The following is a 26,903-nucleotide window of genomic DNA, read 5'->3' as shown; positions in this document are numbered from 1 at the left end:
GAACGGCCCGGGGCGGATACTGCCTTACTCTTCGTCGGGCTTGTCGAGGATCACCACCGGATCGCCCGATTCGCGGCGCGGGCGCTCGGCCAGGACCGGGAACTGACCGGTGATGCCCTGGCGGATCTCCGCGATCTGCAGCACCCGCTTTCGGGCGAGGAACCAGCCGCCCACCAGCGCGGGGGCCATGATGACGACCATCGCGATCACCGCACCGCGCTGCACGTGGTCGTCGCTGAAGGCCATCAGCCCGACCACGACGGCGAGGAATACCAGCGTCGCGAAGCTCGTGTACGGCGCGCCGATCAGCCGGAACGACGGACGCTGCGCGCGGCCGGTGCGCGACCAGCGCCACAGCTGCAGCTGGCAGACCACGATGGCGGTCCACGCGAAGATGGTGCCCAGCGCCGACATGTTCAGCACGATCTCGAAGGCCTGATCCGGCACCACCGCGTTCAGGCCGACGCCGATGAGCGCGACCGCGCCGGTGGCGAGGATGCCGACGTAGGGCACGCCGCCGCTGGACATCCGCGCCGCGATGGTGGGCGCGCTGCCGTTCATCGACATCGAGCGCAGGATGCGGCCGGTCGAGTAGAGACCGGCGTTCAGGCTGGAGAACGCCGCGGTCAGCACGACCAGGTTCATCACGGAGCCCGCGCCCTCCACGCCGAGCCGCGAGAAGAAGGTGACGAAGGGGCTCTCGCCGTTCTTGAACGCGGTGTAGGGCAGCAGCAGCGCGAGCAGGACCAGCGAACCCACGTAGAACAGCGCGATCCGGGCGATCACCGAGTTGATCGCGCGCGGCATGATCTTCTCCGGGTTCTCCGCCTCACCGGCCGCGGTGCCGACCAGTTCCACTGCGGCGTAGGCGAATACGACACCGGTGGTGACCAGGACCAGCGGGAGGAGCCCGGTCGGGAACAGCCCGCCGTGGTCGGCGATCACGCTCGGACCGGTGGTCTGGCCGTCGATCTTGAAGCGGCCCGCGAGGAACACCGTGCCGACGATCAGGAAGGTCACCAGCGCGACCACCTTGATCAGCGCGGCCCAGAACTCGAGCTCGCCGAACCACTTCACCGAGACGAGATTGATGCTGACCACGATCGCGAGCGAGACCAGGGCGATCGTCCACTGCGGTATCGCCTCGAACGCTCCCCAGTAATGGACATACGTCGCGATCGCGGTGATGTCTACGATCCCGGTCATGCACCAGTGGAAGAAGTACATCCACCCGACCGCGAACGCCAGTTTCTCGCCGTAGAACTCGCGGGCGTAGGAGACGAACGATCCCGAGGAGGGGCGATGCAGCACCAGCTCACCGAGCGCCCGCAGGATGAAGAACACGAACACGCCACAGATGGCGTACACGAGGAACAGGCCGGGGCCCGCGCTGGCCAGCCGGCCACCCGCGCCGAGGAACAGGCCGGTGCCGATCGCCCCACCGATCGCGATCATCTGCAGCTGACGCGGGCGCAGCGACTTGTGATAGCCCGAGTCCTCGTCTTCGAGCGCGGCAGCCTGCGCGGGCGCATCCGCGGGTGGTCGAACTGTGGTCATGGCGGTGGCCTTTCACGTGACGGCGATCATAACTTCGCTCAATGTACCGTTATGTAGCGGCACGTTCAATAGCGAGTCGCGACTTGTAACACGCTGGACATCAAAGACTTTGAAAAAACGGCGTCCGAGCAGCGACGATCGCCGTGACATTCGTTGATCGTGCCACCGCGTATCGGTACGCTAGATGAGACAAATCGGATGAGGGAGCGCAGATGGCCTGGTTCGAGCGGGAATTCATCGCGGTCCCCGAGGACCGCAAGAACCAACTGGTCTACAAGTGGCCGGACGTCAACATCCGCCGGTACAGCCGCGCGATGGTCAACGCCGACCAGATCGCCCTCTTCCTGAAGTCCGGGCGCGTGGTCGGCGCGATGGGCCCGGGACGCCACCGCATCGACGCCGACGAGCTACCGGTGCTCGGCGCGCTCGTCGACACCCTCACCGGCGGCAACTACTATCGCGCCGAACTGTATTTCGTCTCCACGCGCGAGTTTCCGGGGATTCGCTTCGGCGGCCGACTGGACGACATCCTCGACCCGGTCAGCGAGCAGGTGGTGACGCTGCGCGTCTTCGGCGAATTCGCACTGAGCGTCCGCGATCCGGCCGAACTGCTCACCGCGCTCGCGGGCACGGCCGATCTCACCGACCAGGAACGAGTGCAGAACTGGTGCGCCGACCTGCTGCTCAAATCCATGAAGATGGCGGTGACCAGAGGGGTCGCAGGCGGCGACTGGCCGGTGCTGGGCCTCTCGGCACAGCTGCAACCCATCGAGCAGGCCGTGTTGCGCCAGACCAACACCGCGCTCTACGAATACGGGCTGCGCATCCCGCGGATGGGTAACTTCGACATCAGCCTCGCGCCGGAGGACGCCGACCGGCTGAAGCGGCTGGCCAAAGACGTCAAGTACATCAACCTCACCGGCGATTTCCAGCGCTATGCCGCGGGCGAGCTCGCACTCGGCGCGAGCCAAGGCTTCGCGCGCGGGCACCACCACGGCGTCGAAGGCGGATTCCTCGGCGCGGCGCTGAGTTTGAACGCGATCGGCCATCACGTCGGCAGCCCCTCCCCCGCGCCGCAATTGCCCGCCGCCGCGCCCGAGACGGCCCAGACATCGTGCGCCGCTTGCCAGTCCGCGAATCCCGCGGACGCGAAGTTCTGCATGAACTGCGGGGCGCGTCTCGCCCCGCAACCGCGGCACTGCCCGAACTGCGGTTCGGAAGCGACGCCCGGCGCCAAGTTCTGCGGCAACTGCGGAACGCCGATGCCCGGAGGCTGACGCCGAGCGCCTGCCTCCGGGCATCGGGTGGAAGATCAGCCCGCGACCGTCGGTGCGACGGTGGACTCACCGCCGCTCACCATGCCGCGCACCTGCCGCGCCGCCACCGAGAGCGCCGCGAGATCGTGCGTCTCGGACGCGAAGATCTGCGCCAGCGCCGCGCCGGCACGGGCCAGCCGAGACCGGTTGGTCGATTCCCAGTACGCGATCTTCTCCGCGGTGCTGTCCTGCGGTTCGGTCGCGGTCAGTACGTCGCGGGTCAGCGACCGCAGCGAATCGTAGAGATCCTCGCGGACCGCCAGCCGGGCCAGCGCCCGCCAGCGCCCGCCACGCTCCAGCTCGCCCACCGCGGTCACCAGCCGTTCGATCTGGAAGTGCTCGTTGAGCGCGTAGTACAGCGCCGCGACCTCGGCGGGATCGCGATCGGCGATATCGGCCAGGTCGATCACGTCCAGCAGCGGGAAGCGGTGGATCAAGCCGAACGCTTCCTCGGCCAGTTCCCGCGGCGCGCCGCGGGTGATCGACCGCCGCGAACGCTCGGCGAGGTCGTCGCTGAGGTAGCCGGTCAGCCACCCGGGCACCTGGCCGGAGAGGGCGCGCACGCCGTCGCGGTACCTGGCGATGTCCGCGCCGATCGCGATCGGCTGCGGCCGGTTGGACAGCAGCCAGCGCGCGGCCCGATCCAGCGTGCGCTTGGTCTCCAGCTCCAGCTCGTTGCGCGCCGCCGTGGACATCGGTGTCTGCCTGATCCGCTCCCACAGCGCGTGCAGATCGAAGATCTCCACCGCCGCCTTGTACGCGCGCACCGCGTCGTCGGTGGTCGCCCCGGCCTCTTCCGCGAGCCGGAAGGCGTAGGTGATGCCGCCGTAGTCCACCATCTCGTTGATCACGACGGTGGCCACGATCTCGCGCCGCAGCGGGTGCCTGCCGATCGCCGTGGCGAACCGCTCCCGCAGAGGCGCGGGGAAGTAGGCGGGCAGCACCGACGCGAACGCCGCGCTGTCGAGCAGATCGCCGGCCAGCAAGTCGGCCTTGAGCGAGAGTTTGACGTGCGCCATCAGATTCGCCAGCTCGGGCGAGCTGAGCCCGAACCCCTCGGCGGCGCGGCGGGCCAGTTCCGCCTCGGTCGGCAGTGCCTCGAGTTCGCGGTCCAGACCGCGGCGCTGCTCCAGGTCGTTGATCAGCCTGCCGTGCACCCCGGACATGCCCGCCGCGTCGGCCCGCGACATCCCGAGCCGGAAGTTCTGCGAGATGTTGTCGCGCAGCACGAGTTCGGAGACCTCGTCGGTCATCGAGGCCAGCAACGGGTTGCGCTCGTCGACGGCGAGTTCACCGCTGGAGACCACGGCGTCGAGCAGGATCTTGATGTTGACCTCGTGGTCGGAGCAGTCTACGCCCGCCGAGTTGTCCAGCGCGTCGGTGTTCATCCGTCCGCCGTTGCGCGAGAACTCGATCCGGCCCAGCGCCGTCGCGCCCAGGTTGCCGCCCTCGCCGATCACTTTGACCCGGAGCTGGTCGGCATTCACCCGGACCGCGTCGTTGGACTTGTCGCCCACCTCGGCGTTGGTCTCGGTGCTCGCCTTGACGTAGGTGCCGATACCGCCGTTCCAGAGCAGGTCGACCGGAGCCAGGAGAATGGCCTTGATCATCTCCGGCGGCGACAGGGTGGTCACGCTCGCGGGCAGGTCGAGTGCCGCGCGCACCTCGGGCGTGACCGGGATCGCCTTGGCGGAGCGGTCGTAGACGCCGCCGCCGGGGCTGATCAGTGACGTGTCGTAGTCCGCCCACGACGACCTGGGCAACGCGAACATCCGCTGCCGTTCCCGGTACGACCGCGCCGCGTCGGGAATCGGGTCGAGGAAGATGTGGCGGTGGTCGAAAGCGGCCACCAGACGAATGTGCTCGGACAACAACATGCCATTGCCGAACACGTCACCACTCATGTCACCGACACCGACCACCGTGAAATCCTGGGTCTGGGTATCGATCTCCATCTCACGGAAATGCCGCTTGACGCTTTCCCACGCACCCTTGGCGGTGATGCCCATCGCCTTGTGGTCATAACCGGCCGAACCACCGGAAGCGAACGCGTCACCGAGCCAGAAACCGTAGCTCTGGGCCACGTCGTTGGCGATATCGGAGAACGTCGCGGTGCCCTTGTCGGCCGCAACGACCAGGTAGGTGTCGTCACCGTCACGCCGTACCACTTGTGCAGGCGGAAGGACTTCGCCCGTCGCGCGGTCCACGTTGTCGGTGATGTCCAGCAGACCCGAGATGAACGTGCGATAGCAGGCGACACCCTCCGCTCCGAACGCCTGCCGGTCGGCAGCGGGATCGCCGGTGGCCGCGGGCGGTTGCTTGACCACGAAACCGCCCTTCGCGCCGACGGGCACGATGACCGCGTTCTTCACCGCCTGCGCCTTGACCAGGCCCAAGATTTCGGTGCGGAAGTCCTCCAAACGATCCGACCACCGCAAACCGCCACGCGCGACCGAGCCGAAGCGCAGGTGCACGCCTTCCACCCGCGGCGAGTACACGAAGATCTCGAACTGCGGCTTCGGCTTGGGCAATTCGGCGATCGCGTGCGGATTCAGCTTGACCGACAGGTAGTCCAGCGCGGCTCCGGCCTCGTCACGCCGGTAGTAGTTGGTGCGCAGGGTCGCCTCGATCAGGCCGAAGAGGGCGCGCAGGATGCGGTCGGTGTCCAGACTGACCACCGCGTCGATCTCGGCCTGCACCCGCGCGGCGATCTCCGCGGCGCGGTCGTCCGCCTCCGTCCCGACGCCGTCCGGGTCGAAGTACGCGGCGAACAGGTCGATGCACGACCGCGCCGTCGCCGGATGGGTCAGCAGCACGCGGGTGATGTTGCCGAAGGTGTAGGCGAATCCGGCTTGCTGCAGGTACTTCGCGTAGGCCCGCAGCAAGGCCACCTCACGCCAGTGCAAGCCGGCGCGCAGGACCAGTTCGTTGAGGCCGTCGACTTCGGCGCGACCGAACCACATCGCGGTCACGGCGTCCGGAAAACGCCGCCGCGCACTGGTTTCCGGCAGCGAGGCGGCATCGACGGAATGCGCCAGCTGCGCGGGCGGCTCGGCGGCGAGCGCTTCCCGCAGCGGCGCCGCGCTCACCCGCAGCCCGAAGTCGTAGATCCAGCGGTCCGGCCGGTCCGACAGCACGACGCGGTAGGGCCGCTCGTCGACCACCTCCACGCCGAGGCTGTGCAGCACCGGCAGCACCCGGCTCAACGAGACGCCTTCGCCAGCGACGTAGAGCGTGAAACGCCATTCCGGCGCGGCGGAGTCGCCTTGGCGGTAGAGGTCGGTATCGATCTCCCCGTCGGACAGCCGCTCGAGGCGGCGCAGATCGGTGAGCGCGTGCGCGGGCTCGTGCTCCTGCTGGTAGCCGGTAGGGAAGGCCGCCGCGTAGTCGGTGGCCAGCGCCTGCGACACGTCGGACGCGCCCGCGGCCTCGGCGACCAGCCGGTCACCCCAGGTCCACGTCGTCGCCAGCAGCAGCTCCTGGATCCGCTCGCGATTCTCCTCGGAGATGTCGGCGGCGTCGGCGCCCGGCTTGCGGTGCACCGTGAAGTAGACGACGGCCAGCTCCGATTCGGTGGCCCGCGCCGAGTACGCGATCTGTTCGGCGTCGAACTGCTCGCGCAGGATCTCGCCCATGCGCACGCGAACCTCGGTGGAGTAGCGGTCGCGCGGCATGTAGACCAGGCAGTAGATGGTGTCGCTGCGCGAATCGCGCCGGATGAACAACCGTACCTGCCGCCGCAGACCGAGATTCATGACCGCGGAGACGGTTTCGAACAGCCTGCGCGCGTCGGTGGAGAACAGCTCCACCCGCGGGAACGACTGCATCATCTCGAGCATGGCCTGCCCGGAGAACGAGTCGAGACCGAAGCCCGCCCATTCGATGACCTGCAGCACGCGCCGGGAGATGACGGGGATGTCGAGGATGTTCTCGTGCAGACCCGCGACGGTGAAGGTGCCGACGAAGACATGTTCGCCCTTGACCATCTTGACGGTGTCGCCCCAAGCCGCGCGGCCGCTCGGGTCGCTGGAGCCGTAGTCGGCCACGCTGATGAAGTACAGGTCCCTGGAACCGGGCAGCAGCGAGTCCACCGAGCCGTTGGCCATCCGCAGGACCGTGCGCTTCGCGCCGACGACGGGCACGCTGATGTCCGCGGTGGCGCCGTTGCCGAGGATGCCGAGCCCGGTGCCGGGCAGCTGCCACGGTTCGAAGTCGGCGTTCGCGCTCGGCGCGGAGCGGCGGAAGTGGTAGTAGCCGTAGCCGAGCGGGGTGAAGTGGCCATCCGAGAGCCAGCGCAACAGGCCTGCGGTCTGCGGGATCTCCGCGTCGCCCGCCCACTGCGCCGCCTGATCGAGCTGATCGGCAACGGTATTGAGCACCTCGACCATGGTCGGCGTGTCGTCGGCAACGCGGCGCAGGTCGGCCAGCAGTGGCGGCAGGGCTTGCTCGATCCGGTCCACCAGTTCGTCGGAAAGGCCCGCGCCCAGCTGCACGTGGATCCACGACTCGCGCAGCGTCCGCCCGTCGGCCTCGCCCGCCGGTTCGGCCACGCCGTCGCGGGGCGCGATGGACAGCACCCGGCCGTCGGCGTCGCGCGACACGTCGAATACCGGATGCACGACCTCGGTGACCGTGGCGCCCAGGCGGCGCAGCGCGGCGGTCACCGAGTCGACCAGCAGCGGCATGTCGTCGTTGACGATCTGGATCGCGGCGCCGACCCCGGCGCTGTCGTCCGGCCGGTAGACGTGGGTGGTCGCCGAACCGGGCGCGCGCGTGGCCGCCAGTTCCAGATGCTGACGGAAGATCCGCTCGGCCCGATCCGTGATCGCCGAGGTCGAGGACCCCGGCTGGATCCACCGGAAGTACGCCGCTTCCAGGTCGGTCGGATCATCGCGGAACCGCTTCGGTGAAATCGTCTGCTGGGTGGTTGCCACCATCGATCCGTTGCCTTCCCGAGAACTGCGCTCGTACGTGTTTCGTACTTCACATAACGTACCGCTGGATAACGGCACAATCAACAGTGTAACAATAATTTTCTCTCGCCGACATGGGTTGCGGCGTCCGGGATCAGGTACTTTCCGTGCCCGGCGTAGGCGTGCGCTGCTACCTCAGCGGAGCAGTCCCGCACGCGACAGGAAGGTCTGCGCGCCCGTTCGACCGGCGAAGTTGCCCGTCTCCAACCGAAGACCGGTCCGGGTATCCGCGTACCAGACGGTTGCCGAGGGGCCGATCGCCGCGTAGACAGGACCGTCCACGAGGGCCGTACCGCCCGCGCCGCGCCATCGAGAGATGCTGTCCGCCAAACGATCCTGCGGTAGCAGTTCGGCGTAGAAGGTCAGATCCCGGCCGCCCGCGATATTGCCGAACAGCATCGGGTCGGTGGCGGCGACGACGCACTTCTCCCGCTGCCCACCGGAATCCAGCGGTTGACAGCTCGCGGCCGTGCGGAGCAGATCCGGGATGGCCCGGACCGGCGCGCTCCCCTGCGCGCTCCCCTGCGCGATCGACGGCAGGGACGGCGAACAGGACCATAGGCCCCAGACGACGGCCACGACCATCAGCAGCGCGAGCACCCCCACCGCTTGCCACTGCCAGCGCGGATATGCCTTGTCCACAAACCTTTTCGCTTCACCGCCGACCTTCTCGGCGACTTCGGCGACCTGACCGGGCAGGTGCTCCGCGACGGACTTCACCGTGTCCACGGCCGAGCGCAGCGGCGCTCCGCAATGGGTGCAGCGGGCATCGGCACCGGTGTTGCGGTGGCCGCAGTACTGGCAGACGAGTTCGGGCAGTGTGGACACCTCAGTGCCCCGTGATGACGATGGAAGAGATCGCGGTGGTGTTGATCGTCGAATCGCCCTTGGACTCGAGCACGGTCAGCACGATCTTCGAGGCGCTCACCGCGGGCGCCATCTTGGTCACCACCAGGGTCCGCTGGTCGAGCGTCGGCTGGGTGTAGACGGTCTTGGTGCCGTCGTCGAACATGTATGAAACCCGGCTGACGGTGCGGTATTTCGCCCATTGATCGGTGCCGTCCGCGCTGATGTGGTCCCAGCCGGGCACGATCCCGATCGAATCGATCTGGTAGGTCTTGCCCAGATCGATGGTGATGACCTGACCGTCGACCTTGTAGGCCCGCACGCACGACCACGCCTTGCCTGCCTGCCCACCGAACGCGTCCATGCCCGGGGTACTGCCGGGCGGGCACTTCGACTCCGCGGACTTCGGCTGGATGATCGAGCTCGACGGCGGAGCGGGCGAGGTCGAGGGCGCGGCGGAGGTCGGCGGCGGCGTGACCACCAGAACCTGGTCCTGCGCTGTGTTCTTCGCACCGCCGCCGGTGGTGATCAACAGCAGCAACAGCAGCACGGCGAGCACCGCGGCCACGATCAACGCGACTTTGGGTTTGCGCAACTGGACGAGCGCGTCCTTGGCGACCTGCTGCGCGGGGGCGAGCCGGTTGGCCGAGGCCGTGGACGGGCGTTCCGGCTCCGGCTCCGCCTCGGCCTGCGCAGTGGATCGCGCGGCGACCGAGGAGAAGTCGTTCCCGAACTCCATAGCCGGACTGGAATCCTGCGCCTGCCCGTTCAGCAGCGCGAGAATCCGCTCACTGGCCTTGGGGCCGTCACCGGTGCGGCGCCGCGGCGCGACGTCCATCGGCTGCGAGTCGAGATCGGGCAACCCGAGCGACGGGACGCTGATAGCCGCGCTGTCACCCGACTCGGCGCTACCGCCGAAATCCGCGCCGACCGTGGACGACGTCGTGGAGGGCCCGAACGAAGGATCAGCGAGCAGTGCGTCGAGGACCGCACCTCGATGACGGAGAAACACATCTCCCGGGTCCTCGGCGGGCATGTCCGGATCGTATCCGGCCCGCGACGCTCGCCGAGGCGGCCGCTATTCCCGCTGGAGAGAACAGCCGACCGGCCGGGTCAGCGCTTCTTCTCCTCGGTCACGAAGTACTCCGGCGGCACGTCGAAGACACGAGCCAGCGCGATCACCAAGTCCAGGCGCGGGATCGCGTCACCGTGGATCAGCCGGTACAGGCCGGACTGCGACACCGGCACGTCCGGGTAGGCCAGTTCCAGGTGCTGCGCCAGCGAGTAGAGCGTCAGCGACCGCGTCGATCCGTCCTCGGTCGAGACTACGGATTCCGCGATCAGCTCCGACAACCGGCTGGAGAAGATCGCCGCGGCTGCCTGTCTCGGGGTTAGCGCGTCCCCGGCGTCCTGATGAGGGAGTTCGCCGCCATCGGAATGGGTGTCCGCTACCACGGTGATAGACATTAACCGACCGCTCCCATCAGCTCACGCGACGGCCACCGGGTTGCGGAGGTGCAACCACGGGTCCGGATGCCCCCGCGGGATGCGCGGGCGGGCCGTCGACAGTATCGAAATATCGTGTTTCGCCTCTCGGCTCGATCAGGTCGACCCGCACCGTGCGCATCGGAATGCTCACGTCCACCGCGGTCGCGCTGACCTGGTTGATCGCGAGATCGACAGCGCGCCTGCGCGGACCGCCGGGCTCGCTGATGGTGACCGTCGTGTGCGCGTTGGACGCACGCGGCGGCAGATGGTCGAAGACCGCGATGGTGGCCGGAGTCTCCGCTTCCCCGTTTGCTGCGCCGTGCCCGTCGCCCGGGTCGGCCAAGCGCATCGAGCGCGGGTCGCCGACCGCGGTAACCAGTTGACGCCAGCTGTCCGGCCGCGCCGAATGGATCTCCACGTCCGCGCCGACCACCATCGCCCGCAGGATGATCTGCTGGGCGACGGGCAGCTTGGCATGGACGTCGATGGTGCGTCTGCGCGGGTTGAACCGGGCCGGGTCGAACAGCGGCAACGCCAGGGTGTGACGTGGCTGGCCGCTGATCGCACCGAGGATCTGACCGTTCGGGCCGATCGCGATGGCCAGCTCGGCGGCGAGGTCCTCCGGCGCGATGTCGGCGCCGGACTCGAAGCCGCGCAGGGCTCGGATCGAGTCGCCGGCTGGCAACGATGCCAGCAAGGCCGTGGACTGGTCGCCACCCAGTAGTCGCAGGTAGTCCGGCGGTTCGGTGGTGACAGCCGGACCGATGAACCGGACCAGCGCGCGTGGCCCCTCGGTGTCGGAGGTCAGGCTCACCACCAGCGTGGTGCGGCCGCGGTTCCAGGTCCAGCAGTCGTCCAGACCCACCCCGCCCAACCGGGACCAGTCGATCAGGAAGCTGGTCACACACCGGCCCGGCACCGACGTCTGTAGATTGCTCCAGGTTTCCTGGAGGTCGGAGAGTTCGATTCCCGCGTGCAGCAGGCGCGTCGCGTCCCGCAGGGCGGCGGCAGGCAGCGCGTGCGCTGCGATACCCCGCTCGCGCAGGCGGCCCGCGATCCGATGCGTGGCGCTGGCCAGCGCTTGCGGAGCGACCACCGCGCACGGCCCGCGCTTGCTCAGCGCCGCCAGATTGCGTTCCTGATCGAGCCGGACCACCAACCAGGTCAGCCGGTCTCCCACCACGGGGTGCGAGCCGATCAGCTGGTCGTAGAGCATGCTGTAGCTACCGCTGGAGCGGACCCGCTGACCGGTCGTGACGATGTCGATGTCGACCGCGATACCGAAGTGGTCCAACATCGGAAGCAGCAGGTCGACCGGGATCGTGTCCTCGGTGTAGAGGGTTCGCTCGGCGATGACGGTGGGCAGATCCAGGTTCGGCGCGAGCTGGATCATCGCGATCAGCGTGTCACCCGCCTGGTTGACGCCGCACACACCCGCGGCGACCTGCACGTCGCGAATGCGCGCGGTCTGCGTGCGTTCGCGCGCCCGCGCGGTCCGGCCGGTGCGGTAAGCCACCCAGTCCAGCAACCAGCGCATACCGGTCCGCCCGTTCACCCGGACGGTCACCGTCACGACCAGGACGGTGACCACCACCGCGCTCACCCACCACGGCGTCTTGGCCGACAGCCCGACCAGCAGCGGGCTGCCGACGACGACGAAGGCGGCGAACGGACCCCGCTCGACGCCGGCGACCCGTACGCTCGGAAAACTCACCGGCGCCTCCGCATCGCGGAATTCAGGTGGCTGCCGGCCAGGCCGAGCAGTACGGCGGCGAGGATGACGACGGTCGCGGTGATCGCGGGACGCAGGTCCTTCGCGCGCGGCGGAGGAGGCATCGGCAGTTCCGAGGACTGGAACAGGCCCGCGGGTTGCTGCGGCGGTGTGCGGTAGCTCAGGGCGGCGAGCGGATCGACCATGCCCGCGCCCACCATGTTGTCGATTCCGCGTGCCGGGGCGTGCGCGCTGGCTTGCAGGCGGGAGGCGATCTCGCGTGGGGTCTCATTGGGGAAGCGCGAGCGCAACAGGGCGGCCACACCGCTGACGTAGGCCGCGGCGAACGACGCGCCGCCGACGGGCACGAGCTTGTCCGGTTCGCCGACGCCGTTGATCAGGCCACCGCCGCCGGGGCCGAGCGATTCGATGCCGGTGCCCGGCGCGGCGACCGAAACCCACGGTCCGGTGAGCGAATCCGGCACGGGCGCGCCGGTCGCGGTGGTGAAACCGACCGTGAGCACGTCGGCGCCGAACCATCCTGGTGTGGAGATCGTCTTCACGTCGCGCCAGTTGCGCGCGTCAGCGGGGCGTGTCGGGTCGACGTCCGGGTTCTGCGTGCAACCGGCGCCGCCGCCTGCGTTGCCCGCGCCGGTCACGATGAGCGCGCCGCGCACGTGGACGGCATAGCCGATGGCCGCCGACAGCATGGACTGATCCGGCTGCGCGTCCACCGGCAGGCAGATCGGCAGTGACACGGTGATCACACCGGCGCCCTGGTTGGCGGCGCGAGTGATCGCCCGCGCCAGCGTCCGGATCTCGACGGCGGTCCGCTGGCTCGGATCAGAACTCGGGTGTTCGGGACTGAACGCGCCGGAACGGGTGCGGATGGAGATGATCCGCGCGTCCGGCGCCACACCGGAGAATCCGTCCGCGGGATCGGAGGTGGCTCCGATGATTCCGGCGACCAGCGTGCCGTGTGCGTCGCAGTCGGACAGCCCGTCGCCACCCGCGGCGAGATAGTCGCCACCGCCCACCAGGTTGGGCAGGCGCGGGTGCGGCTGCACACCTGTGTCGATGACGGCGACGGTCACGCCTGCGCCCCGGCTGAGCGCCTTGGCGCGGCGCAGATCCAGCGCCAGTTCCGCCGGCGGAGTACGGCTGAGGTCGCTATCGGGCAGCGCGCCCGCGGCCAGGCAGCCCTTCTGCTGCTTCATCGGCTCTTCGGGTCCCGGCGGGTCGTCCGCGGGCGGCGCGCCGACCACGACCTGCGGCGGCTCCAGCGCGACGGCGGGGGCGGCGGTGATCGCCAGCAGCACCCCGGCGAGAACCGCGACCGCGGCACTGCCGACCTTCATCAGATCCCTCGCATAGCGGTGTAGACGCCCATGATCCAGAAGGCGAGCACCGGAACCACCAGGATCAGCGCGTACTCCACCAGATCGATGACACGACGGGTGACCGGGGACAGCCGCTTGCCCGGCAGCCGGAGCGCGGCCATACACGCCGCGCACGCCGCCAACGCCACCACGAGTCCTACCACGAGACGCGCGACCGGGGTCTCGTAGGCGCCCACCTCGACGAAACCGACACCGCAGACGGTGACCACGGAGCCTGCGATCAGCGCGATCGCCTGGACGCGGTCGGGGTGCCAGCGAGCGCGCATCGCCAGCAGGCCGCCGATCGCGGTGCCCATGACGATTTCCCGGATCCCACCCGGGCTGGCCGCGGCCGAGATCACCGCGGAAGACGCGAGCACTGTGGAGATCGCGGCGATCAGGCCACGCAGGCTGGTCACCGCGAGCCGGGCTCGGCCCTCGATACCGGCCTCCTCGGCAGTGCGCTGCCGCTCGCCGACCGCGGTGTGCTCGTCCCCTTCGCGCACCGTCTCCGCGTCGAAGATGTCGGTCAGTGTCGTCGGGGAGACCTCGTTGCCCGGGTCGGGCAGATCCGGCGGCCGGATGCGCGCGATGACCACGGCCAACCGTGGCGCCGTGGTCAGCAACACGATCCCGACGAACGCCACGCCGCCGGCGACCTGCCCGACGGACAGATCCACGTAGGTCAACGGCAGGGCCGCGATGGTCAGCGCGATGCCGAGCACCGTGACCGCCATCAGGGTCGCGATGCCGATCCTGCTCAATCGCATCATGGTGGCGGCGGCCACCGCGGCGACCACGGCCCCGGCCGCCAGATTGGCCGCGGCGAACGGCCCCGGCTGGTCGTAGGCGGGCGGCACCAGCATCGCCCCTCCGGCGAACAGCAGCGGCGTCGCCGCCAGCGTCAAGCCGAGGGTGATCGTCGCCGCAGTGTTACGCCTGCGCGACAGCGCGGCGCCCGCCCAGCACAGCCCACCGAGCAGCAGGGCGGGCAGGCCGCACCACAGGGTCGAACCGGTCATGGTCCACGACCAAGCGAGCATGGCGGCCACCGCCGAGGCCCCGATGCCGAGCACGGCCAGGCCGACGATCGCGGCGGTGTTCGCGTCGAATTCGGCGAACTCGCGCTCGTTGATCAGGGCGAGCGCGTCGGTGATGTCCTCGACCACCGGCGTGAACACCTCGGCCGACTCGACGACCGACAGCATCAACACCGTGCCGTCGTCGATGTCGTGGTCGGCAAGGCTGCGCCAGCGTGGAATCGGCGGCTCGCCCGGGCGGGCCAGGCTCCACTGACCTTGCGGCGGCGTGAAATCGACGTTCTCGTCATCGATCGCCGAAGCCAGTACGACCAGCAGGTCGTCGATGAAGGTCTCGATGGTGAACTTGGTCGGCACCACGACGTCGACCTGATACGTGGAGATCATCACGGCGATCCGGGCCCGTGCGACCTCCGCCGACGGCTGCGTCCCGGCAGGCGCGGGCGCGACGGCAGTGCTCATGCCTCCGCCTCGCTGATTCGCTCGCTACGCCCGCTCATCGCCACCCTCCGCGGTCACCGGAGTTGTCGGCGCCGCTGGAGAGGTATCCAGGGAATCCATCGGCCAGCCATGCGGCCAACTCTTCGAACGCGAGCACGGTCTCCTTCTCCAACAGCCGCAGGTCGATCTCGCCGCCCTCGGCCAAGTGCGCGTCGTAGGGCAGCACGCAGGTTGGGCGCTGCGCGGTCTCGAACAGTTTCTCGATCGCGTCCACGTCGACGGTCGGCTTCAGCGGCTGATGGTGCACGATGCCGACGATCGACTTCGCGATCAAATGTTGCAGGCCATGGGAACTAAGCCAGTTCAGGGTGGCCACCGCGCCGGTCACGCCGCCGACGGTGGCCGGAGTGACGACCACGACGGCGTCGCTGGTCTGCAACACCGTCGACGTGACCGAATCCAGCACGCCGGTCCCGCAGTCGACCACCAGCAGATTGAAGTGCTTGCGCAGCACTTCCACGGCGGTGCTGTACTCGCGGCCGGACAACGCCTCGGTGGCCTCGGTGCTCCATGGCGACGCGATCACCGCGAGATCGGAGGAGTTGATCGAGGTGAACGACTGCACCGCGGAGAACGCGTCGAGGTTCTGGGACTGCGCCAGATCGCGCAGCGTCAGGCCGTACGGGTGCCTGCAGGTACGGGTGGAGAGATCGCCGAAGTCCGGGTTCGCGTCGATCGCGACCACCCGGTCCGGGCGCAGGCCCGCGAAGGTCGAGCCGAGCGTCGCCGCGGTGGTGGTGCGGCCGACGCCGCCCTTCACGCTGATCACCGCGATCTGATAGGTCGTGGTCAGCTGGGTCCGGATTCGCGCTTTGCGATCCTCGGCACGCTGTTCGGCGGGCGAGAGCCCGAGGTTGAAACCGACTTTGTTGAGCGCGCCCCGCATTCCCGAGGAGGAGCGCAGCTGCGCGCGTTTCGCGGCGGAGATGTCGGCGAGCAGTTCGATCGAACTGAGCGCGGCGGGCAGCACCTCGATCCGCGGCGTCGGCTCATAAGCGGTGCGGTCGACGCGCTCGGGAACCCAGGGGGTCGCCGAGCCGGACGACCACTCCTCATTCGCGGATGCGGCGTCGGTGCGCGCGATCGCTTGAGACTGCGTGGCGGACTGCTGCTCGGCTCGGTACTGCTCGGCGGACCGCTGCTGTGCCGAATACTGTTGCGCTGCTCTCGGCGCTGCCGCGGGCGGCGCCGAGTAATCCGGCGAAGGCGTGCCCGCCTGCGGCGGAGCGGAATTGAACTGAGGTGGTGGCGTACTCGTCTGCGCGGGCGGGACATTCGTCTGGGGCGGCGGCGTGCTTGCCTGCGCATTCATTTGCGGAGGCAGCGTGCTCGCGCCAGTCGGCGGCGTCACCATTGCCTGGGTCGAGCGTGGATCGGGTTCCCCGGCGGGCGGCCGTGGCTCACGCGGCGGGCCGATCACGGGGTCAGCGGGCGTGGGGTTGTCGGCGTCCTGCCGGGCCTCGGGGGCGGGGCCGGGTGCGACGGCCGCGTCGCTCAGCTCGTTCGTCGGTGCGAAGTACGCGTCGTAACCGCCGCGAGCGCGCGCGGACTCGGCCGAATGACCGTTGATGCTCGGTGCTCGGTTCATTTCCGTCGTCCTCTCGACAAACACGGTCCGACGTTCAGTTCAGTCTGCTGGTGTCGAACCAACTTCGACCGGGCAGCAGGTCGACCAACGCCCCGATACCCGACCGCAAGGCCGCGTCGTCGCCCGGCGCATATCTCGCCCACTTCTGTCCGTCCATCGCGACGCTCGGCGTCACGATGATTCGCCCCGACAGGGTATCCAGCACGTTCACGCTGAATTCGGGCTCCGCCGAGCTACCGTCATGGTGCTCGATCATCACCACCTCCGCCCGTCGTACCACCTCGTCCAGAACCCGGCTCAGCACCGCGGCGGCATGCGGTTCCGCACCGAGTTCCACCAGGGCACGCCGCCGTTCGTCCTGGTCGTCGGGAATCTCGCCGAATTGCTCGACCGGCGCGGCGATCGACTCGAACCGCAACGCCTGCGCCGGACCGAGCGCGGACGCGACTGCGGCCGACAAGGTGTCGAGCTGGCGGTCCTGCTGGAACACCGACTGAATGACGACGTGGTCATCGGAGCGCACCGCGAGCACATGGGTCTCGCCCGCGCGCACCAGCGACATCCGCAGCATTCCCTTCGACTCGCCATCCAACCCGGTATCCAGGATCCGGACATCCATTTCCACATCCGGGCGGTACAGACTGGTGAGCCAATGCTCGACCACCGGGTGCACGCGACCGTCCTCGAGCACACCCACTTCGGTGAGCTGCGCGGCGACTACGGCATGCACCCGATCCCGATCCTCGATGCGGTAGATATTCGGCAGCAGCGCCAATACCGGCGGATAGGAATCGATGCCGACCAGATGCTGTAACAGCAGGGCGGCATCGACATTCAGGTCGATTGCTACTGGATCGTCTTCCACACCTTCCCCGAATGCATTGTGATCATCTCCCTCGACTCGATATTCGACCTCGGCGCGCTTCACCGGGGAGGTTCTGCGGAGGCGAGCACCGCTTCGTCTTCGTCCGGCTCGATGACGCCGACCGCCAGTACCAGTTCGGGCGTCGGCTCGTCCCTGTCGTCGCGGTCCTCGTACTCGATGACCCCGATGACGGGAGCTTGCTCGAGGACCGGAACATCTTGAGCTTCGCCTGGTACGAACACCTTCGACGACTTCTTCTCGTCGTCACGGCGTCGTCGCATCCGCGCCTTGGGCGCGACCGCACCGCGTGGCGGGCCCTTCCGAGCCATCGGTCCGGAACCCGGTTGTTGCGGCATGGCGCCGAACGCCCTTCCGGCTCCGGGCGTCCAGTTGGCGGGCATCCGGAACCCGGTCGAGGCGCCCGGCATCGATCCGAGGCCACCGCGAGCCATATTCAGCGCGACGAGACTCCCGGCCCCACCACTCAATCCGGCCAACGTCGGCGAGTTCTGCGACGTGCCATAGAGCCAGGACTGGTCTGTGGCACCGTCTCCTACGCCGTTCGCTCCCGAATCACCGGACCAACCACTGGGATCCGCGTTCGCCAATTGCTCGGGATCGGTGCCCGGGTTCGCCGGATCCGTCGGCTGAGTCGGATCGGTCGGCTGTGTCGGATCCGTCGGCTGAGTCGTATCGGTGGGTTGGGTCGTGTCGGTAGGGGTCTTGTCGCCGACCGATTCGGAGCCGCCGTTATCCGATCCGGTCAACCTCTCGCCCGTCGACGAGGTCGACGTATGCGTCTGAGTTGGACCGCTTTCGGTATTGTTGGCCGGATTGTCGTACGACAGGTATTGCGTCTGCGGGTCCGGCCCTGCACCGCCGGTCACAATGGGCGGCGCCTCGATTGGTGGCGGCAGTGCGGCGAGCGTGGGCACCAGTGCCCCGGCGTAACCGGCCATCACCCCGAGGGCGGCGCCTCTGAGCGCGAGCAACTCGGCTTCGGCTTCCGCGACCGCAGGCCCGCTCAACGGGCCCATGCCGCCGGCGAGCGCGATCCCCTCCTGCAACCGCACCTGGGCAACCTTGGCGGCGACCGCCGCCATGGCGGCCTTCGCCGTGGAGCAGATGTCAGCCGCTCGGTCCAGCAACTCGCCGGTCGTCTCCGCCACTGTGGCCTGCTCACGCATCCATGCCGCGTGTTTACGGAACGCAGCCTGCGCCTGCTGAGAGGTGAGCGCTTGAAAGGTCCCGCTCATCTGGAGCATCGAGCCCTCGGTGTTGGCCGCGGCGGCATTCAATTGCATGGCCATAGCCCTGTAGGCATTCGCGGTCAACCGCGTCGTGGTGACCCCATCGCCGGCGAGCAGCGGGGCGATGATCGCCTCCGGTGCCAACGCGCCGAATACGACAGCAAGCATCTCATCAGCTTTCGCTCGGGCTATCCAGGCCTAGATGGCCGCTGACGCGATGTCCACCTGGGTACCACCGACCATGTCACCGGCGGCGAAGGCGACACCGACCTCCGGCAGGGCAACCGCGCCTTCGCTTCCCATGGCGACTCCGTTCGCCGTGGTGGGAAAGAACAACCCTGCTTGCTTGCCGCATGCGGCGGGAATGAGCGCGCTCACGTCGTCGAGACCCGGCGGAAACGGGACAGCGACGGGCGCGGCCGCACCGAGCATCAGCATCAAGTCCTCCGCGCTGACGCCGAGCTGGGAAGCGATAACCGGGAGATGATCCGGATCAACAGCGAGATACATGGAAGTCTCCTAACGACCGGCACCACTCTTGGCGAGTAGTACATCGAAAACGCTAAGGCATTCCCAGAAGTGGGAATGCCGTGAAAATGGGGCTGCACGTGGGATCTTGCGGGCCGCGGCGCCCACTCGGACCGCACCCGATCCGGCCCGAGGAGGTTCAGGGCTCAACCGGGGCCGCCCGGTCGGCGGCCGCTCTGTGCGACGACGTTCACGCACCTCATGTCGGCAGCGTCTACGCGACCGTTTGCCGGTACAGGCACTGCGGCCGACGCTCGGCAGCCGGATGCACACGGTAGCCCTCGGCAGTACCGGCTCCTCGTTTCATCCGGGTCACAACGGTATGCACCGGGCCCTGGTCGACGGCATCGGGATGTTCGGCACAAGAGCGAGGGCCGACAGAAAGAAGTCGATGCCATCCATGTTCCGGAGAACAAGGACGGCATCGACATTCATATCGATGGAGATCGGTTCGGCTTCCAACTCTCCCACCACGAGTGTCAGGCGACTCGCCCGTCGAGGCCATAGGTGGCGGACGGGACCGCGTCGGCCCGACGACTACGTGAACAGGCCCGAAAGCCGGTGATCCAGTGTCTGCACATCGCCACCACTGCCGGAAATCTTGGTCACCTTTCCGTTCAGGTGCGCCATGGCAGCCTCGAGCGCACCCAGCCTGGAGTGAAAATCCCGAGTGATGTCCGAGAAGGCGTTGGCGCCGTCACCTTGGAAGGTTGCCAGCGTCTCATCCCAGCGCTTCTTGACATCCGGAATGATCTGATCGCGAATGCGGCCGATGATTTGTTCGGTATCGGCGGTGAGTCCGTCCACCTGCCCGTAGACGTTCTTGATTCTGCCCATTGTCCTCAAACCTTTCTAGAGCTGTATCGGGTTTCGTGGCCGTCAGAAATTGAGGTCGATCTTCGACTGATCCTGGCCGATGGCGGAGGTGTTCTCCATATGATTGTTGGCCCATGCGCCAGAGGCGTTTCCGACGTCGGTCACGCCGTCGTTACCCAGCCGCGCGATCTCACCCGCCCGGTCCATACCCTCCGCATCGGCCTGGATCCTGGCCGCGTCCATCGGATCCATGATGCGGGTCTGCAACATGTTGCACAAGCTCTTGATGTGCTCGTACGTATTGCCGACCGCGTTGTAGATGGCAGTGCCGATCTCACCCTCGACGGCGGCAGGGAACTGATGCTGCACTCCGGACAATGCTTGCCCGGCCGACTCGAACTCGCCCAGAATAGTGGCGAACTGCACTCGGGCCTTACTCAAAGTATCGTGGTCGATTTCAGTGGTAAAACTCATGGCTCCTTGCCATTCCTTTCGAACAATGTGTTTTTTGCCGCTCGGCACGCCTACCGAGAAGCCTCATGGTCGGCGGTTCCCGCCTCGCGTATCGAAACTGTCGAGCACCCCCATGAGCACCGCTTTCGCCGTCGTGTCCTCCTAGGTGTCGTCCTCGTCGCATTCGATGACGCCGATCGCCGGCGGTCGCTCCAGCACCGGCACGTCGAGCTGTTCACCTGGTATGGAGTCCTTCCCAGGCCTGCCCTTGTCCTCCTTCCTGAGACACCGCGTCCGAGCGGCCGGGGCACTGACACCCCGGCAGGCGGCACGAGTACCGGACGCCATCGATTGTCGGCGCGTACGGTGCGGCTCCAGAGACGACGTCCTGGCCCAACGCATCCGGCCCGCGCTCAGCGACACCCGAATCGGCCGTTGAACCGGCCGACGACAGCGCACGCTCCACCATTACGCCCATGGCGAGAATCGATGCCTCGTCGATGCCAGCGCGGGCGGCCGACACGGCAACCAACGACGCTGCTCCGGGGCAGCTGGGGAGGATCCGATTCGCCTGCGGCCCCTCGGCGACGTACACGTCGAACGGCATGACTCGCCCTCTCTCTACCGGGCTACACGGTCGGTCAACTGCCGACAGCGGCGGCGCTACGGCTCACGAGAGCGTCGCAGACCGAATCGGCGGCCTCATAGTGAATTCCGACCGGGACAGAAGCGTTGTGGTACGGATTCGGTTCGGTGATACCGACATTGCTGTCGATGCGAGTCACCCACAGCGTCGGCTTCGCGGCACCGAGTCGGGCACTGATCACGGGAAGTTGTTCGGTAGGAACTGGCACTGGAACCATCGAAGCCTCCAATCGATCGGTGCCACTCACACTCGAGCGGTACACCAAGAACGCTAAGCTATTCCCAACCTTGGGGGACAAAGGAACCTCGGCCGTGCGGCGCGTTCACTCCGGCGTCCACGCGGCTTGGACCAAGTCCTTGCGGGAATGCAGCGGCTCCACGAAGATTCCCCTTCCCACCGGCTGTTTGGTGGGCTTCACGTCACCGATGAGCATGCCGTCCAGCCTCGACCCATCGAGGATGACGCCGGAACAGTTGAGGTTCTTGATCTGCCCGAGAACGCTGTCGTACATCGCGGAATCGGCTTGGGCGATATTCCGGGCCGCGACGACATGCAGCCCGGTATCGCGGCCATCGATCATGAGCTCTCGCAACGGATCGAGCGGATTGAGCTGTCCGCGTTGGACAACCATATGGTAGTCATCGATGACGACGAAGATCTCCGGCCCGCTCCACCACGAACGATCCCTGAGCTGTTGCGGTGTCACATTGTCCGGCGGACGCCTGCTTCGCATCTTGGCGACGAACGGCGGCAGATTCTCGCTGAGATCCCGAGCGCTGGTCAGATAGCCGACCAACTGGTCGTCGGGCAAAGCTTCCATATGCTGGCGTCGGTAATCGATCAGCAGCACCCGCGCCTGATCCTTGGTGAATCGGGTGCGGATGGACTCCAGCAGTGCCGATACCACCGTCGACTTTCCGGAGCCCGACGAGCCCAGCACGACCAGATGCGTAGATACGCCGAAGTCGTGCACAGCGGGACCGAGGTCGGATTCCCGGACACCGAACGGCACGACCAGTCGCTGCGCGAGATCGGTCGGCTCGGGGATACGCGCGAGGACCTCGCTCAGCGAGACCTGGCTCGGCAGCAACCTCACTTCCGGTGCCGTACGACCGTCGTGTGTCCGCCGCAATTGGTCGGCAATGGCGGTCAGTCCGGCAGCAACCGACTCCGCATCGCCATTCCCGTCCGCACGTGGCAGTGCGGTGAGCATGTGCAATCCTTCAGAGGAAATACACCGGCCCGGCCGATTCGGCGGGATGGCCGCCACGACACTCCGCTGCCCGGTGAAAACCGTATCGGTCAGGTCACCCAACCGCATTTCCAGGCGGGTCTGCACCATGTCTTTGATCTGTGGCCGGATCGCCGCCCACCGCGAACTGCTGATGACCAGATGGATGCCGTAATTGAGGCCCTGTACCGCAATGGATTCCATCGTGGGCATGTACTCGTCGTAGAAGGGCCCATTCGTTGCGAATCCGATGTCCCAACCGTCGACGACGATGAACACATCCCCGTGGACATCGCCGGCCGCGGTCAACCGCGCGGACTCGGCGGCTGAGCCGCGGCGACGCCGAAACTCACGCATCGTATCGATGCCGAGTTCGGTGAACAGCGTCTGTCGCATGGCGATCAAGTTGTTGATCAACGCGAAAGTCCGTCGAATACGGTCGGTGTCACGTGCGGAGGCCACGGAACCGACATGCGGCACGGTGCGAAGACCGGACAGGCCGCCCGAGAAGTCCAGGCAATAGAACTGCACCTGTTCGGGCGTGTGGGTCATGGCGGCCGATACGACCAGGGTCTGCAGCGCGGTCGACTTCCCCGACTGCGGGCCACCGACCACGGCCACGTGGCCGCCCGCGCTGGACAGATCGACCGACCACACGTCCTGGCGCTGCTGGCGTGGCTTGTCCACGATCGCCAGCGGAAGCTGCAGCGCGCCTCGGGGAACGGCACCGACGAGCTTGTCGAGGGTGGGCGGCGTGCCGAGCGGCGGCAGCCACATCTTGTGCGCGGGCCTGCCGTGGCCGGCGAATTGCTGCAGCACGGTCTCCATGATGGTCACCGGCTCGCCTTCCAACGCGGGCGTCGGCGCGACCGGCTGCGGCGCGGCGATCGAGGCCGGACGCGCGTCGGCGATATGCACCGCGGTGAAACGCTGTGGCGGCCGGTATCCGCCCCCGGCACGCCGCACCCGCTGTGCGTTGGCCGTGGAGTTCTGCACCGGCGCGGTGTAGGGCTCACCGACATACGCGGCTTGGAACCGTTGGAGATCGCCTGCGCCGACGCGGAGGTAACCGGCGCCGGGCTTCTTCGGCAAGTGATAGGCGTCGGCGGTGCCGATGGCGTCGCGCGAGTCGCTGGTCTGGTTGGTGCGCAGCGCCACTCGGTACGACAAGTGCGCCTCGAGTTCGCCCATCCGGTTGGCAGGCACCTTCTGCGAGGCGAGCAACAGGTGGATGCGCAGCGATCGACCGAGCCGGCCGATGGCCACGAACAGTTTGGAGAAGCCAGGATGCTGTTCGAGCAGTTCGGCGAACTCGTCGAGAATGATCAGCAGCGTGGGCATCGGGGGCAGGTCCGCGCCTTGCTCGCGCACTCGTTCGTAGTCCGCCACGCTGGCGAAGTTGCCCGCGTCGCGCAGAATACGTTGCCTGCGGGCCATTTCACCGTTGATCACGTCTTCCATACGAGTGACGAGATCGGCTTCCTCCTCCATGTTGGTCACGACGGCGGTGACATGGGAGAGGCGGTCGTAGCCGAGGAAGGTGGCGCCACCCTTGAAGTCGACCAGCAACAGGTTCAGTACGTCCGGCGAGTGCGTGGCGATTGCCGAGAGCACCAGCGTGCGCAGAAATTCCGATTTGCCGGAACCGGTCGCGCCGATGCACATGCCGTGCGGGCCCATGCCTTCCTCGGCGGACTCCTTGATGTCGAGATAGACCACACCGCCCGCCGGATCGTGCCCGAAGGGGATGTTCAACCGCGAGCGGTCCGCGTCTCGGCGCCGGGGCCACTGCAGATCGATGCGCACCGCGCCCGGATCGGGCAGACCGACCATTTCCTCCCAGGAGGTGCCGCCGCTGGCTTGCTCGGCGGCCACCGCCTCCACCACTGTGGACAGCCGGTACGGCGAGATACTGCGCGCCATCCTGGTCATCGCCGCCACCGACAGCGTGTCGGCAACGCCGACGCGACGCAGGCCGCGGACGGTCACTTCGTTGAGCGACCGGTCGTCACTCACGGTGAAACGCAGGGCCCGCGGCAGATTCTGTTCGGTGGCGCCCAGCCGCAACCAGGTGCAGCCGTCGATGCCGGAGATGTCACGGTCGCTCGCGGGCCCGGCGACGTCGACTAGCAGCAGGAAGTGCGTGCGATCCAAGGTGGGCTGCGAATTCGCCGAGAACGGACCGCGATTGAGTCCGGCGAGCACCTTGGTGCGCAGTTCGGCGACGGTGCGGTAGACCATCCGGCTGGAGCCGATGGCGTCGGTCTCGTTCGGATGCTGGGTGTGCGGCAGCCATTTCAGCCAGGACCATTCCGGCGCGTCCGGGTCGGACAGCACCGCCGCGACCGCCACCTGGTCCGGTCCGTGCAGCACTACCACCTCGGCGATCATTGCGCGGACCAACCCCGACACCAGGCGCGGGTCGCCGTCGATGCCCACCTGCGGCGCCGACAACAGATTGATCGCGACCGGCATGCCGCCGACCGTGGAATAGGCCTTGGCGAAGCGGGTCAGCTCGACGACGCCGACCGGGTCCAGATCGGACGTGGGCGCGGCTTCGGGGACGATCACGCGCACCTGGTTGGCGATGCGCCCGCGGCCGACCCGCACGCGCAGGAACTGCGGACTCGCGACCTGCACCTCCCACATCCGCTTGCCGCCGATCAACCGGGCGATCTCGTCGGGACCAGGGTGGGTGTAGCGGAGGAAGGTATGCAGCTCGGCTTCCGCCGCGTGCACCATCTTGCGGTTGTCGGTGATACTGCGCAGGTAGTCCTTGCGTTCCTCGTTCAGGCTCGCCGCACCGCCGGAATTGCCCCCGAAGGCGCCGCCCATCATGCCGAACATCGACACGACCATCATGGCCGGGAACATCAGCGTCATCGGGTTCATGGCACCGCCGCCGCGGAACATCATGACCATCATCCCTGCCATGGCCGCGACCATGACCACGGGCATGATCATCCGCAGCCGCGAAGGCGGAACCGGTTTGGGCAGCTCCGTCGGCGGTTGCAACCGCAACTCGGTCACGGCGGGTGCTTTGGGACCGCGCACCATCCGTGCGGGCCGGACGAATCGGCGAGTGCTGGTCACTGCGTTCCCCCGAGCCCGGCGACGATCTTGTTGTTCGGAATTCCGTCGTGTTGGATGCGAGCTTCCTTCTGGGACAGGGCGGGTCCGACCGCGAAGAGCGAGATGATGCTCCACGGCGCGGGGACCGGGGCGCGCAGGGCGAGCGAGGTCAAGGTGGGATCGCCGCCGCCGCCGCTGTTCGGCTCGGTGATGAGGCCGTAGCGCACGCCGCTGTCGGAGACCCAGTAGAGCGATTCCCGCAACGGCGATCCCGGCTCGGTGCCGGTCACCTGCACGAAACGGCCGGTGTCCCTTGGCAGGTAGGCAGCGTCCGCGGTGGTGCCGCGTGAGGCGGCGGAGGTCACCAAATCCACGGCGCGACCCTGTTCGTCCTTCGTCAGCGGCAACTGTCTCCCCACCAGCAGCTCGGTGGCCGCGTTCGGATCGTTTCCCGAGCGCGACCAGTGCAAGCAGGTCACGCCGGATCGCTCCGGGTCGACCAGGCGAATGGGACGCGTCGGGTAGGTGGCGGTGCCCGGCCACTGACCTGGACGCAGGTTCGCCGCGATCACGTCGGGCCCGACGGTGCGGGTCGACACCGCGCCTTGCGAGTCGGCGTTGCGCACCATCGCCGCCAGCACCGAGCTGACCCGCACCAACCCCGACTGTGAGACGAGGTAGTACGAAACTCCCTGGTCCGGTGTCGATACGGTGAGTACCGACCCGACCGGCGTGGTCAATCCATTGTTCAGCGTGACCGACTCGCCCTTACCCGGTACGTCGGGCACCCGCAACGGAGGAGCCTCGGGAATGGCGTTGACCAAGCCTTTGGACGCCGCCATCACCGGAGCGGTCGAATCGATGCCGAGCGCCATGGCCACCGCGGTGGTCGCGAGATCGATCGCGGCGCGCACCACGCCTTTCTCGGCGTCGCCGTACACCAACCAGGTCGTGTTGTCGTCGCGCAGCAGACGTGCCTCACCCTCCCCCAATGCGCGATTGGCGTCGCCGTCCACGGTGAGCGGGCCGCCGATCGCCGTCGTGCGCACCGCGGAGCGACTCACGGTCGGCAGACCGGTCGCGGGGTTGACCGGCGCCGCAGCACCGGTTCGCGCCGTGTCGCACACCGTCCACGACGAATCCCTCTCGCCGGTGTCGACGATGCTGCCAGGCGCACCGGGAATACCGACCCACGGCCCGCGGGGAAATTTCGACAGCTCGTCCCGGGAGACCTGCACCGGCTTGTCGGGGGACCCGACGATCAACCGGGCCGACGTCAGATTCAGCGCCGGGAACAGCCGGTTGTTCACGCGCACGAACAGCGCGCCGGTGTCCTTCTCCGCGATGATCTTCGAGTCCCCCACCTTCTTGGCGGGCTTGAAGAACGCCAGCACGGCGGCGCCCGCGATGATCACGCACGCGAGCGCGATGCCGACGGTCAGCGCGGTCGAGCGACCGCGCTGCGGGTCATCGATCATCGACGCGTCGCGACGGACCAGCGCGTGCTCGATCCGGCGCAGCAGAAAGCGCCAGCCGGAAATCTGGTGTTTGGTCACAACCCGGAAGCGCGCCACCGGTTCTCGTTCCTTCCGCCGCCCTGCCACCACACCGTAACCAGCGGTTACGGCATGAATACGACCACT

17 protein-coding genes are annotated in these 26,903 nt (G+C 67.7%); 1 reads left to right on the top strand and 16 read right to left on the bottom strand.

From position 1 onward, the window contains the following. Positions 1 to 24: 24 nt before the first annotated feature. Positions 25 to 1,557 (bottom strand): amino acid permease, encoded by a 1,533-nt coding sequence (locus ACFV2O_RS29085; RefSeq protein WP_355072213.1) that lies wholly within the window; start codon positions 1,555 to 1,557, stop codon positions 25 to 27. A 212-nt stretch (positions 1,558 to 1,769) separates the two neighbouring features. Here ACFV2O_RS29085 and ACFV2O_RS29080 point away from each other — a divergent pair, with 212 nt between their 5' ends. Then, positions 1,770 to 2,834, top strand: a complete 1,065-nt coding sequence (locus ACFV2O_RS29080; RefSeq protein WP_379254591.1) for an SPFH domain-containing protein — start codon at positions 1,770 to 1,772, stop codon at positions 2,832 to 2,834. Positions 2,835 to 2,869: 35 nt separating this feature from the next. On the opposite strand, the gene ACFV2O_RS29075 is transcribed toward ACFV2O_RS29080, so the two are convergent. From ACFV2O_RS29075 to eccB, 15 genes are all read right to left on the bottom strand, one after another. After that, complete coding sequence (locus ACFV2O_RS29075) at positions 2,870 to 7,810, bottom strand: NAD-glutamate dehydrogenase (protein WP_379254753.1); 4,941 nt, start codon at positions 7,808 to 7,810, stop codon at positions 2,870 to 2,872. Positions 7,811 to 7,981: 171 nt separating this feature from the next. Further along, on the bottom strand, positions 7,982 to 8,674 hold the full coding sequence (locus ACFV2O_RS29070; protein WP_379254590.1) for a hypothetical protein: 693 nt from the start codon (positions 8,672 to 8,674) through the stop codon (positions 7,982 to 7,984). A gap of 1 nt (position 8,675) precedes the next feature. Continuing rightward, positions 8,676 to 9,728, bottom strand: coding sequence for a hypothetical protein (locus ACFV2O_RS29065; RefSeq protein WP_379254589.1), 1,053 nt, complete (start codon positions 9,726 to 9,728; stop codon positions 8,676 to 8,678). Positions 9,729 to 9,805: 77 nt separating this feature from the next. After that, the gene (locus tag ACFV2O_RS29060; RefSeq protein ID WP_039804933.1) at positions 9,806 to 10,159 is read right to left on the bottom strand and encodes a helix-turn-helix domain-containing protein; all 354 of its coding nucleotides are present in this window, start codon (positions 10,157 to 10,159) and stop codon (positions 9,806 to 9,808) included. Positions 10,160 to 10,175: 16 nt separating this feature from the next. Beyond that, positions 10,176 to 11,894 carry a type VII secretion protein EccE gene (gene eccE, locus ACFV2O_RS29055; protein WP_379254588.1) on the bottom strand — a complete coding sequence of 573 codons (1,719 nt, stop codon included), beginning with the start codon at positions 11,892 to 11,894 and terminating at the stop codon, positions 10,176 to 10,178. After that, positions 11,891 to 13,249, bottom strand: coding sequence for a type VII secretion-associated serine protease mycosin (gene mycP / locus ACFV2O_RS29050; RefSeq protein ID WP_379254587.1), 1,359 nt, complete (start codon positions 13,247 to 13,249; stop codon positions 11,891 to 11,893). The genes eccE and mycP overlap by 4 nt, the downstream gene beginning before the upstream one ends. Next, positions 13,249 to 14,772, bottom strand: a complete 1,524-nt coding sequence (gene eccD, locus ACFV2O_RS29045) for a type VII secretion integral membrane protein EccD (RefSeq protein WP_379254585.1) — start codon at positions 14,770 to 14,772, stop codon at positions 13,249 to 13,251. Before eccD ends, mycP begins: the two co-directional genes overlap by 1 nt. A gap of 34 nt (positions 14,773 to 14,806) precedes the next feature. Further along, a complete protein-coding gene (locus tag ACFV2O_RS29040; RefSeq protein WP_379254583.1) occupies positions 14,807 to 16,399 on the bottom strand; it encodes an AAA family ATPase in 1,593 nt (530 codons plus the stop codon). Positions 16,400 to 16,433: 34 nt separating this feature from the next. Beyond that, the gene (locus ACFV2O_RS29035) at positions 16,434 to 17,264 is read right to left on the bottom strand and encodes an ESX secretion-associated protein EspG (protein ID WP_364431860.1); all 831 of its coding nucleotides are present in this window, start codon (positions 17,262 to 17,264) and stop codon (positions 16,434 to 16,436) included. Positions 17,265 to 17,323: 59 nt separating this feature from the next. Continuing rightward, complete coding sequence (locus ACFV2O_RS29030) at positions 17,324 to 18,682, bottom strand: PPE domain-containing protein (protein ID WP_379254581.1); 1,359 nt, start codon at positions 18,680 to 18,682, stop codon at positions 17,324 to 17,326. A 30-nt stretch (positions 18,683 to 18,712) separates the two neighbouring features. After that, positions 18,713 to 19,024 (bottom strand): PE domain-containing protein, encoded by a 312-nt coding sequence (locus tag ACFV2O_RS29025; RefSeq protein WP_364431854.1) that lies wholly within the window; start codon positions 19,022 to 19,024, stop codon positions 18,713 to 18,715. A 555-nt stretch (positions 19,025 to 19,579) separates the two neighbouring features. Beyond that, on the bottom strand, positions 19,580 to 19,879 hold the full coding sequence (locus tag ACFV2O_RS29020; RefSeq protein ID WP_364431851.1) for a hypothetical protein: 300 nt from the start codon (positions 19,877 to 19,879) through the stop codon (positions 19,580 to 19,582). Positions 19,880 to 19,921: 42 nt separating this feature from the next. Beyond that, the gene (locus tag ACFV2O_RS29015; protein WP_379254580.1) at positions 19,922 to 20,332 is read right to left on the bottom strand and encodes a hypothetical protein; all 411 of its coding nucleotides are present in this window, start codon (positions 20,330 to 20,332) and stop codon (positions 19,922 to 19,924) included. A gap of 947 nt (positions 20,333 to 21,279) precedes the next feature. After that, positions 21,280 to 25,281, bottom strand: coding sequence for a type VII secretion protein EccCa (gene eccCa / locus ACFV2O_RS29010; RefSeq protein WP_379254578.1), 4,002 nt, complete (start codon positions 25,279 to 25,281; stop codon positions 21,280 to 21,282). Then, positions 25,278 to 26,834: a type VII secretion protein EccB gene (gene eccB, locus ACFV2O_RS29005; RefSeq protein WP_364431839.1), complete on the bottom strand. Its 1,557-nt coding sequence runs from the start codon at positions 26,832 to 26,834 to the stop codon at positions 25,278 to 25,280. The genes eccCa and eccB overlap by 4 nt, the downstream gene beginning before the upstream one ends. Between the last annotated feature and the right edge of the window lie 69 nt (positions 26,835 to 26,903).

It is taken from the genome of Nocardia sp. NPDC059691, from assembly GCF_042733915.1.
Lineage (GTDB): Bacteria > Actinomycetota > Actinomycetes > Mycobacteriales > Mycobacteriaceae > Nocardia > Nocardia sichangensis.
Note: the sequence above shows the minus strand (reverse complement) of the source record. Positions and strands in the feature narration are given on the sequence as shown.